Genomic DNA, 11,975 nt, shown 5'->3' on the forward strand with positions numbered 1-11,975 from the left:
CGGACTTCTCTATAGTAGAATATTTGCTCTCACCACCGCAAACTCTCTTAAATTCTAGACTATAAATACTTTTTCTCTTTGCTTGTCATTAGGATACAAAATTTTCATTTGAATGTCAACCTCATTAAGGAGCTATCAGTTTCTCTTTAATGGTAAATGAATGATAAAGGAAGTCCATTTGCTATCGGACGTTGCATAAATGTAGCCGCCATGTAGTGCAATGATGCTTTGCGCGATGGCTAACCCCAAACCAGTGCCGCCAGTTTCTTGTGAACGAGATTCCTCTACACGATAGAAACGATCGAATAATTGATCCAGTGACTTTTTAGGAATAGGAGGACCATCATTTCTAACAGCAATAACAGCTTCAGTACCAACCTTCTCAACATCAATGACGATGTTTTTGCCGCCTTTACCATATTTCAATGCATTCGATAATAGGTTATTAAAGACACGAACAAGTTTTTCAGTATCTCCATCCATTTTGATAGAGGCAGGATCAGCATTGACCTGAATCGTCATATTATTTTTATCCGCTTCAAGTTCAAAATCAGCAGCAAGCTGTTCGATCAACTGAGCCATATCAAAATTGATTGTATTGATTGGAACAGATGGTTGGCGAACTTTTGTATATTCAAAAAGATCATCAACTAGTAACTTCATTTGTTTGGCTTTTACGTATGCGGTATGTGTGTATTTTAGTAGATCCTCTTCATTATGAAATTGTCGGTCTTCGATCAAACCTAAATAACCTATAATAGAAGTAAGAGGTGTTCGAATATCATGACTGACGTTTGTGATCAGTTCATCTTTTGACTTTTCTATTTTACGTTCATCTTCAATTGCTGCGACAGTACTATCCACTAAACCATTGATACTACTTACCACTTTCGATAAATCACCGCTCAGCTCAAACGGGATCCGATGATCATAATTGCCATCTGCAATGTAGTGCAGCTCACTAATGATATGACGAAGCTGCATCTGACGGTATCTACGAATCAAGCGCCAATATAAAACAGCAACATCTACTATAAAGAAAAGCGGGATGACAAATTTACTTAAACTCCAAAATAGATCTGTATTCAGTTCTTTAGCGAAAGCACCTTTTGTTGTCCATATGATTCCTTGTAAAGATTGACTTCCACTCAAAAGAACGGTAATTGAAACATTTAATAGAAGCAACAGGATAATCGTGACGATTCCTTCAGCTAATAGTTCGCTGATTTCCTTTGATGTTAAAGTGATACGTTTTTGCTTTTCGATTTTCTTTTGTCTAACGAGCATCGATCTTATATCCAACTCCCCAAACTGTTTGAATGACTTTTTCTCCACCAGTAGCCTCTTCGATCTTATCTCTCAAATGACTGACGTGCACCATTACTGTTTTTGCCGAAACGATACTTTCCTGCTGCCAAACCCGTTCAAAAATTTCATCTGCGCTAAATACTCGGTTAGGGTGACTAGCTAGTAAATAAAGAATACCAAATTCTAATGCAGTCAGTTGGATTTCTTTACCATCGACTGTTTTGACTTCATGAGAGTCCCTGTTAATGATCAATGAACCGACTTCCAGAATATCCGGCTCATCTGCTTTTTGCTGCATCTGACTGCGACGCAAAATCGATTTGACACGAGCCATTACTTCTAACGGGTTGAAAGGTTTTGTAACATAATCATCCGCGCCAGCAACTAAGCCTTTGATCTTATCCATGTCTGTTGTTTTTGCTGTCAGCATAATGATCGGGATTTGAGATTCCTTTCTCAGCTCTTTCACGACTTGCATACCATCCATGATCGGCATCATGATATCTAAAATCAGTAAATCGATATCGGATATTGTTCTAATCTTCGATAAAGCTTCTTTTCCATCACAAGCTTTGACTACTTCATAGCCTTCGTTGTGAATATAAATGCTCAATAGTTCTACGATCTCTTTATCATCATCAGCAACCAAAATTTTCATATTATTGTTTCCTCCATATATATAGTAGAATTCTTCTCTTACATTCTAACAAAAAAAAGAAGAAATTGACAAAAACAAGGAGAAGTTACAGGAAATTTAGAATCCATTACTAAAACTTAAGAAATAGCTAAAAAAAGAAACAATTTCACCTTAAAAACGAACGATAAAGAACAAAAGTAATAAAACAATCGGCAACGAAAAAAACTTCAAAAAAAATGCAATTTTTGATTGACCTACGCGCCGAAACTTGGTATATTATTACATGTCGCAAGGCGAGCAACAAAAACGCCGAAACGACCAAAATAGAATAACAATTCAAGTTTTAAAAAAACTTGAAAAATCAGGAAGAAAGTTGTTGACAAATAACAAACAACCTGATAAACTAATGAAGTTGTCGCTGAAACAAACGACAACGCCGAGCAGAAAAAACTTTGAAACTTTTTTAAAAAAGTGTTGACATCAAATCGAAGATTTGATATGATATAAAAGTTGCTGCGAGGTAACAACGTAGACCTTTGAAAACTGAACAAAGTAAGACAAACCAAATGTGTAGGTTGTTTTCACAATGGTGAAAACAAACAACAATTTTTAACAAGCGAAGCAATATGCTAGCAAACAAATGAGCTTAACGATCGCAAGATCGTGTTCAACTTTTATTATGAGAGTTTGATCCTGGCTCAGGACGAACGCTGGCGGCGTGCCTAATACATGCAAGTCGAACGCTTCTTTTCTACCGAGTGCTTGCACTCATTTGAAAAGAGGAGTGGCGGACGGGTGAGTAACACGTGGGTAACCTGCCCATCAGAAGGGGATAACACTTGGAAACAGGTGCTAATACCGTATAACAGTCGACACCGCATGGTGTTGATTTGAAAGACGCTTTCGGGTGTCACTGATGGATGGACCCGCGGTGCATTAGCTAGTTGGTGAGGTAACGGCTCACCAAGGCGATGATGCATAGCCGACCTGAGAGGGTGATCGGCCACACTGGGACTGAGACACGGCCCAGACTCCTACGGGAGGCAGCAGTAGGGAATCTTCGGCAATGGACGAAAGTCTGACCGAGCAACGCCGCGTGAGTGAAGAAGGTTTTCGGATCGTAAAACTCTGTTGTTAGAGAAGAACAAGTAGGAGAGTAACTGCTCTTACCTTGACGGTATCTAACCAGAAAGCCACGGCTAACTACGTGCCAGCAGCCGCGGTAATACGTAGGTGGCAAGCGTTGTCCGGATTTATTGGGCGTAAAGCGAGCGCAGGCGGTTTCTTAAGTCTGATGTGAAAGCCCCCGGCTCAACCGGGGAGGGTCATTGGAAACTGGGAGACTTGAGTGCAGAAGAGGAGAGTGGAATTCCATGTGTAGCGGTGAAATGCGTAGATATATGGAGGAACACCAGTGGCGAAGGCGACTCTCTGGTCTGTAACTGACGCTGAGGCTCGAAAGCGTGGGGAGCAAACAGGATTAGATACCCTGGTAGTCCACGCCGTAAACGATGAGTGCTAAGTGTTGGAGGGTTTCCGCCCTTCAGTGCTGCAGCAAACGCATTAAGCACTCCGCCTGGGGAGTACGACCGCAAGGTTGAAACTCAAAGGAATTGACGGGGGCCCGCACAAGCGGTGGAGCATGTGGTTTAATTCGAAGCAACGCGAAGAACCTTACCAGGTCTTGACATCCTTTGACCACTCTAGAGATAGAGCTTTCCCTTCGGGGACAAAGTGACAGGTGGTGCATGGTTGTCGTCAGCTCGTGTCGTGAGATGTTGGGTTAAGTCCCGCAACGAGCGCAACCCTTATTGTTAGTTGCCATCATTTAGTTGGGCACTCTAGCGAGACTGCCGGTGACAAACCGGAGGAAGGTGGGGATGACGTCAAATCATCATGCCCCTTATGACCTGGGCTACACACGTGCTACAATGGGAAGTACAACGAGTCGCTAGGCCGCGAGGTCATGCAAATCTCTTAAAGCTTCTCTCAGTTCGGATTGTAGGCTGCAACTCGCCTACATGAAGCCGGAATCGCTAGTAATCGCGGATCAGCACGCCGCGGTGAATACGTTCCCGGGCCTTGTACACACCGCCCGTCACACCACGAAAGTTTGTAACACCCGAAGTCGGTGAGGTAACCTTTTGGAGCCAGCCGCCTAAGGTGGGATAGATGATTGGGGTGAAGTCGTAACAAGGTAGCCGTATCGGAAGGTGCGGCTGGATCACCTCCTTTCTAAGGAATAGTACGGAACTACACGGTTCGTCAACACTTTGTTCAGTTTTGAGAGGTCTACTCTCAAACGATTGTTCATTGAAAACTGGATATTGAAGTAAAAAAAGTAATCAAAACAAACCGAGAACACCGCGTTGAAGAGTTAATTAATTAATTGTTCGAAGCTTATTTTATTGACCAACCTTCTATCGCTAGAAGAAGTAGTCAAGACCCAACCGCAAGGTTGATAAGGTTAAGTGAATAAGGGCGCACGGTGGATGCCTTGGCATTAGGAGCCGATGAAGGACGGGACTAACACCGATATGCTTTGGGGAGCTGTAAGTGAGCTATGATCCAGAGATTTCCGAATGGGGGAACCCAACATCTTTTATAGGATGTTACTTTCCAGTGAATACATAGCTGGTTAGAGGTAGACGCAGAGAACTGAAACATCTAAGTACCTGCAGGAAGAGAAAGAAAATTCGATTCCCTGAGTAGCGGCGAGCGAAACGGGAAGAGCCCAAACCAACAAGCTTGCTTGTTGGGGTTGTAGGACTCCGATATGGTAGTCTGTCAGGATAGTCGAAGGACTTGGAAAGGTCCGCCAAAGTGGGTAATAGCCCCGTAGACGAAATTGTGACAGCACCTAGGAGGATCCTGAGTACGGCGGAACACGAGAAATTCCGTCGGAATCCGCGGGGACCATCCCGCAAGGCTAAATACTCCCTAATGACCGATAGTGAACCAGTACCGTGAGGGAAAGGTGAAAAGCACCCCGGAAGGGGAGTGAAATAGATCCTGAAACCGTGTGCCTACAACAAGTTCGAGCCCGTTAATGGGTGAGAGCGTGCCTTTTGTAGAATGAACCGGCGAGTTACGATTGCATGCGAGGTTAAGGTGAAGAGCCGGAGCCGCAGCGAAAGCGAGTCTGAATAGGGCGAATGAGTATGTAGTCGTAGACCCGAAACCATGTGATCTACCCATGGCCAGGTTGAAGGTGTGGTAAAACGCACTGGAGGACCGAACCCACGTACGTTGAAAAGTGCGGGGATGAGCTGTGGGTAGCGGAGAAATTCCAAACGAACTTGGAGATAGCTGGTTCTCTCCGAAATAGCTTTAGGGCTAGCGTCGAAGTTGAGAATGATGGAGGTAGAGCACTGTTTGGACTAGGGGCCCATCTCGGGTTACCGAATTCAGATAAACTCCGAATGCCATTCATTCATATTCGGCAGTCAGACTGCGAGTGATAAGATCCGTAGTCGAAAGGGAAACAGCCCAGACCACCAGCTAAGGTCCCAAAATAACTATTAAGTGGAAAAGGATGTGGGGTTGCACAGACAACTAGGATGTTGGCTCAGAAGCAGCCACCATTTAAAGAGTGCGTAATAGCTCACTAGTCGAGTGACCCTGCGCCGAAAATGTACCGGGGCTAAATAGTTTACCGAAGCTGTGGATCACACCTCTGGTGTGATGGTAGGAGAGCGTTCTAAGGGCGTTGAAGGTCGATCGTGAGGACGGCTGGAGCGCTTAGAAGTGAGAATGCCGGTATGAGTAGCGAAAGACGGGTGAGAATCCCGTCCACCGTATGACTAAGGTTTCCTGGGGAAGGCTCGTCCGCCCAGGGTTAGTCGGGACCTAAGCCGAGGCCGATAGGCGTAGGCGATGGACAACAGGTTGATATTCCTGTACCAGTTGTTTTTGTTTGAGCAATGGAGGGACGCAGGAGGCTAAGGAATGCATGCGACTGGAAGTGCATGTCCAAGCAGTAAGTCTTGAGTAGAGTCAAATGCTTTACTCTGTACGGACAAGCTGTGATGGGGAGGGAAATAATAGTACCGAAGTTCCTGATGTCACACTGTCAAGAAAAGCTTCTAGTGAGAAAACAACTGCCCGTACCGTAAACCGACACAGGTAGTCGAGGAGAGTATCCTAAGGTGAGCGAGCGAACTCTCGTTAAGGAACTCGGCAAAATGACCCCGTAACTTCGGGAGAAGGGGTGCTGACTTCGGTCAGCCGCAGTGAATAGGCCCAAGCGACTGTTTATCAAAAACACAGGTCTCTGCAAAATCGAAAGATGAAGTATAGGGGCTGACGCCTGCCCGGTGCTGGAAGGTTAAGAGGATGGGTTAGCTTCGGCGAAGCTCAGAATTGAAGCCCCAGTAAACGGCGGCCGTAACTATAACGGTCCTAAGGTAGCGAAATTCCTTGTCGGGTAAGTTCCGACCCGCACGAAAGGCGTAACGATTTGGGCACTGTCTCAACGAGAGACTCGGTGAAATTTTAGTACCTGTGAAGATGCAGGTTACCCGCGACAGGACGGAAAGACCCCATGGAGCTTTACTGTAGCTTGATATTGAGTGTTTGTACCACATGTACAGGATAGGTAGGAGCCGATGAACCCGGAACGCTAGTTTCGGTGGAGGCGCTGGTGGGATACTACCCTTGTGTTATGAACCCTCTAACCCGCAGCCCTAATCGGGCTGGGAGACAGTGTCAGGTGGGCAGTTTGACTGGGGCGGTCGCCTCCTAAAAGGTAACGGAGGCGCCCAAAGGTTCCCTCAGAATGGTTGGAAATCATTCGCAGAGTGTAAAGGCAGAAGGGAGCTTGACTGCGAGACTTACAAGTCGAGCAGGGACGAAAGTCGGGCTTAGTGATCCGGTGGTTCCGCATGGAAGGGCCATCGCTCAACGGATAAAAGCTACCCTGGGGATAACAGGCTTATCTCCCCCAAGAGTCCACATCGACGGGGAGGTTTGGCACCTCGATGTCGGCTCGTCGCATCCTGGGGCTGTAGTCGGTCCCAAGGGTTGGGCTGTTCGCCCATTAAAGCGGCACGCGAGCTGGGTTCAGAACGTCGTGAGACAGTTCGGTCCCTATCCGTCGCGGGCGTTGGAAATTTGAGAGGAGCTGTCCTTAGTACGAGAGGACCGGGATGGACTTACCGCTGGTGTACCAGTTGTTCTGCCAAGGGCATTGCTGGGTAGCTATGTAGGGAAGGGATAAACGCTGAAAGCATCTAAGTGTGAAGCCCACCTCAAGATGAGATTTCCCATTTCTTTAAGAAAGTAAGACCCCTCAGAGATGATGAGGTAGATAGGTTGGAAGTGGAAGTGCAGTGATGTACGGAGCGGACCAATACTAATCGGTCGAGGACTTAACCAAAAAGAAATAAAATAAAAGATCTTGGTAAGCATTGATTACAAGCTTCAATCCAGTTTTGAGTGAATCATCACTCAATTAAATACAACAACACCCAGTGTGGTGGCGATAGCGAGAAGGATACACCTGTTCCCATGCCGAACACAGAAGTTAAGCTTCTTAGCGCCGATTGTAGTGAAGGGTTTCCCTTTGTGAGAGTAGGACGTCGCCGCGCTAAACGTGTTGTATCGGAGGTTTAGCTCAGCTGGGAGAGCACCTGCCTTACAAGCAGGGGGTCGGCGGTTCGATCCCGTCAACCTCCATTTTTTGAGCCGTTAGCTCAGTTGGTAGAGCATCTGACTTTTAATCAGAGGGTCGCAGGTTCGAGCCCTGCACGGCTCATAGAAATATTTTGCGGGTGTGGCGGAATTGGCAGACGCACTAGATTTAGGATCTAGCGCCTTACGGCGTGGGGGTTCAAGTCCCTTCACCCGCATCTTTTAAGTCTTGTTGATAAACTTGGCGAAATACGCCGGCTTAGCTCAGTTGGTAGAGCATCTGATTTGTAATCAGAGGGTCGAGGGTTCAAGTCCTTTAGCCGGCATCAAACTGCGGAAATAGCTCAGTGGTAGAGCACCACCTTGCCAAGGTGGGGGTCGCGGGTTCGAACCCCGTTTTCCGCTTAGCTTGTTCATTCGCCGGGGTGGCGGAACTGGCAGACGCACAGGACTTAAAATCCTGCGGTGAGTGATCACCGTACCGGTTCGATTCCGGTCCTCGGCATTCATCACAACCTGTGTTGAGATGATTTTTAGCACCCATAGCTCAACTGGATAGAGTGTTTGACTACGAATCAAAAGGTTAGGGGTTCGACTCCCTTTGGGTGCATAGTTAAAGGTTTGACTGCGAGTTAGAAGGTAAGTAACACAGTTCCTTTTAATCGTTTAGTCTTTTTTTATTATTATAATTGCGGGAAGTAGCTCAGCTTGGTAGAGCACTTGGTTTGGGACCAAGGGGTCGCAGGTTCGAATCCTGTCTTCCCGATAAAAAAGAACAGAGAACGGCTCTGTTCTTTTTTTGTTGCCAATTTTATTTTCAACGGCTAGATTATTTATCTTTTCTTAGTAAATTAGGCATTCTTCTTTATTAAACAGCTGAACTTAGGTATAATTAAGGTCAGTATTAGTCAAGGGAAAAGGATGAGGACTATGAGTAATCAAAATACTTCAGATTTAATTGAAGCATATTTAAAGAAAATTCTTGAAGAAAGCAGTAAAATTGAAATCCGCAGAGCAGAAATGGCTCATTTATTCAATTGTGTTCCTTCCCAGATTAATTATGTGATCAATACTCGCTTTACGATTCAACGTGGTTATTCTGTTGAAAGTAAGCGTGGAGGCGGCGGTTATATCAGAATAGCTAAAGTACAAATATCTGATGATGATCAGTTGCTAAAACAAATTGCTCAATTTACAGGGAACGAACTCTCAGATAAAGATGCGCTGATTTTTATACAAAAGTTATACGAGGAAAAAGTCATCACGAAAAGAGAAGGCAATTTAATGTTGTCTGTGCTAGGTAAACAAGTTTTATGTAAAGCAGGACCAGATGAAGATTATTTACGTGCTCAATTGATGCATTCATTTTTAGAACGTTTGAGTTACGAGGAGGAATGATAGTATGGACGAATTATTTACAGAAAGTGCCAAGGCGGTTTTAGCCATCGCACAGGAAGAAGCAAAATATTTTAGACACCAATCCGTAGGCTCTGAGCATTTGCTTTTAGCATTAGTATTGGAACCAAATGGAATCGCAGGAAAATCGCTGCGTCAGCTAAATGCAAATAAGACAGATATTCGTGAAGAGATTGAACAATTAACTGGATATGGTACAGTTAAAGCTTATCCTAAAGGAACTTACTTACCTTATTCTCCTCGTGCAAAACAGGTTTTTGCTTATGCTGGAGATGAAGCAAAACGTTTAGGAGCACCTAATATAGGGACTGAACATATTTTGTTAGGCTTATTACGCGATGAGGATATCCTTGCTTCACGTATTTTATTGAATTTAGGACTAAGTTTATCAAAAATGCGTCAGCTGCTAATGAAAAAAATTGGTATTACAGATCCTCAAATGAGTGGAAATGTTGGCCGCAGACGTAATAATCAAGCACAAAAGGCAGCACCTAAAGGAACCCCAACATTGGATTCATTAGCACGTGACCTGACCAAACTAGCACGTGAGAATGATTTGGATCCAGTTGTCGGTCGCTCTCAAGAGGTTAGACGATTAATTCAGATATTAAGCCGCCGTACTAAAAATAATCCCGTTTTAGTGGGTGAACCTGGTGTAGGTAAAACGGCAATTGCTGAAGGTTTAGCACAAAAAATCGTTAATGGTGAAGTACCAGAAGATATGCAGGAAAAACGTTTGATGATGCTTGATATGGGAGCGTTAGTTGCCGGCACAAAGTATCGTGGTGAATTTGAAGATCGCTTGAAAAAAGTGATTGATGAGATTTATCAAGACGGTGAAGTGATCCTCTTCATCGATGAGCTGCATACATTGATTGGTGCAGGTGGCGCAGAGGGTGCAATTGATGCTTCAAATATCTTAAAACCAGCGCTTGCTCGTGGAGAACTACAAACAATTGGTGCGACTACATTAGATGAGTATCAAAAATATATTGAAAAAGATTCTGCCTTGGAACGTCGTTTTGCTAGAGTTCAAGTGGATGAACCCACATCAGAAGAAGCAGAAGAGATTCTAAAAGGACTGCGTTCGCGCTATGAAGAACATCATGGTGTTGAGATTACAGACGACGCTTTACATGCTGCTGTCCAATTATCTGTCCGTTATATCAATTCTCGTCAATTACCAGACAAAGCAATTGATTTGATGGATGAGTCAGCTGCTAAGGTTCGTTTAGATTTGGCAGATGAGCCTTCTGAAATTAATGAGTTGCGTTTGGATTTAGCGAATTTAATCAAGGAAAAAGAAGAAGCTATTCAATCGCAATCATTTGAAAGTGCGGCAAGACTACGCCAAAAAGAGAAAAAAATGGCTAGAAAGCTTGAAAATATTTTATTATTAAAACAAAAAGAAGCTTCTGGTTATGCCAATCAAGTGACTGAACAAGACGTGGCGAATGTTGTGTCACAATGGACTGGTGTACCATTACAACAACTAGAGAAAAAAGAAAGCGAACGTTTGCTTGAATTAGAAAGTATCTTACATCACAGAGTTGTCGGTCAGGATGAAGCTGTTCAAGCTGTATCACGGGCAATTCGTAGAGCCCGCAGTGGCCTAAAAGATCCGAATCGTCCAATTGGTTCATTTATGTTCTTAGGACCTACAGGAGTTGGTAAAACCGAATTAGCAAAAGCTTTGGCTGAAACAATGTTTGGCAGTGAGGATGCACTTGTGCGTGTAGATATGTCCGAATTTATGGAAAAATATAGTACAAGTCGTTTGATTGGCTCCCCTCCAGGCTATGTTGGCTATGAAGAGGGCGGACAATTGACTGAAAAAATTCGTCAAAAACCTTATTCAGTGATTTTACTTGATGAAGTAGAGAAAGCTCACCCAGATGTATTCAATATCTTGTTACAGGTATTAGATGATGGGCACTTAACTGATTCTAAAGGTCGAAAAGTCGACTTTAGAAATACTATTTTAATTATGACTTCAAATATTGGCGCAACGGCTATCCGTGAAGAAAAAAATGTTGGGTTCAATGTGAAAGATTTATCGAAAGATTACGATGCTATGCAAAAACGAATCATGGAAGAATTGAAAAAAGCATTCCGTCCAGAATTTTTAAACCGTGTGGATGAAACAGTTGTTTTCCGTTCATTAGATCAGGAAGAAATTCATGAGATTGTGAAGATCATGAGTAAATCGATTATTCAGCGCTTGAAAGAGCAAGATGTGAATGTGAAAATTACTCCTGCTGCAATCGAAGTGATCGGTAAGGTTGGTTTTGACCCAGAATATGGTGCACGTCCAATTCGCAGAGCATTACAAAAAGAAGTAGAAGATCGTTTGAGTGAAGCATTACTTTCAGGTCAGATCCATTTAGGTGACAAAGTAACGATTGGCGCAAGCAAAGGAAAAATAACGTTGAATGTAAAAACGCCTAAAATAGAGCAGGTTTTACAGGAAGTTTAAAAATAACTAGTAAGATATCGGGACGTTGTTCATGACACGTCTCGGTATTTTTTCTTTTTAAGTCATAAAGGATGATAAGAAATTATTTTGTGAAAAATCATCGTTAAAATGAAGAGAGACTATTGGAAAGTTTGTGAACCTGTGCTACTATGAAACAGTTGTTAGAAGATTATAGAACAATAGATAAAGAGAGCTTGAAGCTGGAGTGTAGTTTGTCTAGGTAGAGATAGAGAGAAGTTCGTTCGACTTTTAACTTGTTTAATTTCATGAACCAGCATCTCGGAAAAAAGAAAATATTTGTCCACGATGAAGAGCATCGTAAAAAATGTTTCTATTTTTCAGTCGATACTGATCAGGTTCATTCAGCTTTACATTATCTAGCTTCATGAGCTAGCCCTTCAGAAAAAAGATAAAAATGGATTGCGGCGAAGAGCACCGCCTTCAATTTTTCCTATTTTTCAATCAGGGCTGAACGAACTCATTCAGCTTTTATAAGGAGGATTCAAA

General features: G+C 43.6%; 5 protein-coding genes, 8 tRNA genes, 3 rRNA genes and 1 other annotated feature (1 of these 17 only partly in view). Of the genes, 13 read left to right on the forward strand and 3 right to left on the reverse strand.

Features of this window, described 5'->3' with window-relative positions; translation table 11 throughout:
* Positions 1–91: a binding site (T-box leader), on the reverse strand (it extends 122 nt beyond the left edge of the window).
* 44 nt (positions 92–135) lie between these two features.
* Positions 136–1,287, reverse strand: coding sequence for a sensor histidine kinase CroS (gene croS, locus CC204_RS13140; protein WP_088270585.1), 1,152 nt, complete (start codon positions 1,285–1,287; stop codon positions 136–138).
* Positions 1,277–1,966, reverse strand: a complete 690-nt coding sequence (croR, locus tag CC204_RS13145; protein ID WP_088270586.1) for a response regulator transcription factor CroR — start codon at positions 1,964–1,966, stop codon at positions 1,277–1,279. Before croR ends, croS begins: the two co-directional genes overlap by 11 nt.
* Positions 1,967–2,620: 654 nt before the next feature.
* On the opposite strand from croR, the gene CC204_RS13155 reads away from it, so the two are divergent.
* The 13 genes from CC204_RS13155 to CC204_RS13215 all read left to right on the forward strand — a co-directional run bounded on the left by CC204_RS13155 (position 2,621) and on the right by CC204_RS13215 (position 11,468).
* Positions 2,621–4,180 (forward strand): 16S ribosomal RNA (locus CC204_RS13155).
* Between the two features lie 230 nt (positions 4,181–4,410).
* Positions 4,411–7,322 (forward strand): 23S ribosomal RNA (locus tag CC204_RS13160).
* 95 nt (positions 7,323–7,417) lie between these two features.
* Positions 7,418–7,533 (forward strand): 5S ribosomal RNA (rrf, locus tag CC204_RS13165).
* The 16S, 23S and 5S rRNA genes sit together here with 8 tRNA genes alongside, the layout of an rRNA operon.
* Before the next feature lie 15 nt (positions 7,534–7,548).
* A tRNA-Val gene (locus CC204_RS13170) sits at positions 7,549–7,621 on the forward strand.
* Positions 7,622–7,627: 6 nt separating this feature from the next.
* A tRNA-Lys gene (locus CC204_RS13175) sits at positions 7,628–7,700 on the forward strand.
* A gap of 12 nt (positions 7,701–7,712) precedes the next feature.
* Positions 7,713–7,794, forward strand: a tRNA-Leu gene (locus CC204_RS13180).
* A gap of 35 nt (positions 7,795–7,829) precedes the next feature.
* Positions 7,830–7,902: transfer RNA gene (locus tag CC204_RS13185), tRNA-Thr, on the forward strand.
* 7 nt (positions 7,903–7,909) lie between these two features.
* Positions 7,910–7,981: transfer RNA gene (locus tag CC204_RS13190), tRNA-Gly, on the forward strand.
* A 14-nt stretch (positions 7,982–7,995) separates the two neighbouring features.
* Positions 7,996–8,081, forward strand: a tRNA-Leu gene (locus CC204_RS13195).
* Between the two features lie 31 nt (positions 8,082–8,112).
* Positions 8,113–8,186, forward strand: a tRNA-Arg gene (locus tag CC204_RS13200).
* 82 nt (positions 8,187–8,268) lie between these two features.
* A tRNA-Pro gene (locus tag CC204_RS13205) sits at positions 8,269–8,342 on the forward strand.
* A 164-nt stretch (positions 8,343–8,506) separates the two neighbouring features.
* On the forward strand, positions 8,507–8,974 hold the full coding sequence (locus tag CC204_RS13210; RefSeq protein WP_088270588.1) for a CtsR family transcriptional regulator: 468 nt from the start codon (positions 8,507–8,509) through the stop codon (positions 8,972–8,974).
* 4 nt (positions 8,975–8,978) lie between these two features.
* Complete coding sequence (locus tag CC204_RS13215) at positions 8,979–11,468, forward strand: ATP-dependent Clp protease ATP-binding subunit (protein ID WP_088270589.1); 2,490 nt, start codon at positions 8,979–8,981, stop codon at positions 11,466–11,468.
* 264 nt (positions 11,469–11,732) lie between these two features.
* Here the strand turns inward: CC204_RS13215 and CC204_RS21710 are convergent, their stop codons facing one another.
* Positions 11,733–11,855 carry a hypothetical protein gene (locus CC204_RS21710; protein WP_257790117.1) on the reverse strand — a complete coding sequence of 41 codons (123 nt, stop codon included), beginning with the start codon at positions 11,853–11,855 and terminating at the stop codon, positions 11,733–11,735.
* Between the last annotated feature and the right edge of the window lie 120 nt (positions 11,856–11,975).

Source organism: Enterococcus wangshanyuanii (assembly GCF_002197645.1).
Lineage (GTDB): Bacteria > Bacillota > Bacilli > Lactobacillales > Enterococcaceae > Enterococcus_L > Enterococcus_L wangshanyuanii.

What these genes read in the sequence shown, in the direction of transcription:
- croS (WP_088270585.1), bottom strand. Translation starts at nt 1,287, where the DNA reads ATGCTCGTTAGACAAAAGAAAATCGAAAAGCAAAAACGTATCACTTTA.
- croR (WP_088270586.1), bottom strand. Translation starts at nt 1,966, where the DNA reads ATGAAAATTTTGGTTGCTGATGATGATAAAGAGATCGTAGAACTATTG.
- CC204_RS13210 (WP_088270588.1), top strand. Translation starts at nt 8,507, where the DNA reads ATGAGTAATCAAAATACTTCAGATTTAATTGAAGCATATTTAAAGAAA.
- CC204_RS13215 (WP_088270589.1), top strand. Translation starts at nt 8,979, where the DNA reads ATGGACGAATTATTTACAGAAAGTGCCAAGGCGGTTTTAGCCATCGCA.
- CC204_RS21710 (WP_257790117.1), bottom strand. Translation starts at nt 11,855, where the DNA reads ATGAAGCTAGATAATGTAAAGCTGAATGAACCTGATCAGTATCGACTG.